The 792-nt window shown below is 48.5% G+C and carries 1 protein-coding gene; it reads right to left on the bottom strand.

All coding sequences use genetic code 11. The features are described from left to right. Positions 1 to 34: 34 nt before the first annotated feature. Positions 35 to 792: IS5 family transposase (locus QH73_RS06830; protein ID WP_132866748.1), on the bottom strand; the 758-nt coding region annotated here is incomplete at its 5' end.

The following is a 792-nucleotide window of genomic DNA, read 5'->3' as shown; positions in this document are numbered from 1 at the left end:
AGAGGATGTTTGAAAAGTTTTGAAGGGTGAGATTTTATGCCAGCCGCCTAACCATGATACGGATCATGGCAAGGTAGATAAAAGTCTCGGAGGTTTGGGGCAATAATTCATAGTCTCTGACTAATCGCCGACACCCCATTAGCCAGCCGAAAGTGCGCTCCACCACCCAACGTTTTTTGAGCAACACGAAACCCTTAGTTTGTTCTGGTCGCAGCACCACTTGCACAATCCAACGGCAGAAGTCCATCACCCACATCATGAACGATGTACCGTCAAAGCCGCCATCGACCCAAATGGTTGTCAAACGGGACACCTTTTTACCCATCTGTTTTACCTTCTGGAGTACTTGTTTACCTCCCTCTCGTTCTCCAACACTGGCGGCTGTGACCAATACCCGCAATACTAACCCCAAAGTATCGACACTCATAAACCGCTTGCGTCCTTTGATTTGTTTGCCCGCATCATAGCCCACCGCTTCATGTACCATCGCGGTGCTTTTCACACTTTGGCTATCGATAATCGCTTCTGATGGACTGGGATGACGCTGCTGCTCGATTCTGAACCACTCTCGCAGGCTGTCGTGAAGCTTCAACCATGTCCCATCAATGCGCCAGTTACGGAAATAAGTGTATACAGTCTGCCATGCTGGAAAGTCACTCGGTAGTGCTCGCCATTGTACCCCTTCGCACAACACATAGAAAATTGCGTTGAAAATCTCCCACATATTGACTGTACGGGGACGACCACCTAGTTTAGGCTCTGGAATCATGTCACTCAGAAATTCATATTGGG

Origin of the sequence: Scytonema millei VB511283 (genome assembly GCF_000817735.3) — a bacterium.
Taxonomy (GTDB): domain Bacteria; phylum Cyanobacteriota; class Cyanobacteriia; order Cyanobacteriales; family Chroococcidiopsidaceae; genus Chroococcidiopsis; species Chroococcidiopsis millei_B.
The sequence above is the reverse complement of the archived record's forward strand: the minus strand, read 5'-3'. Positions and strand labels throughout refer to the sequence as shown.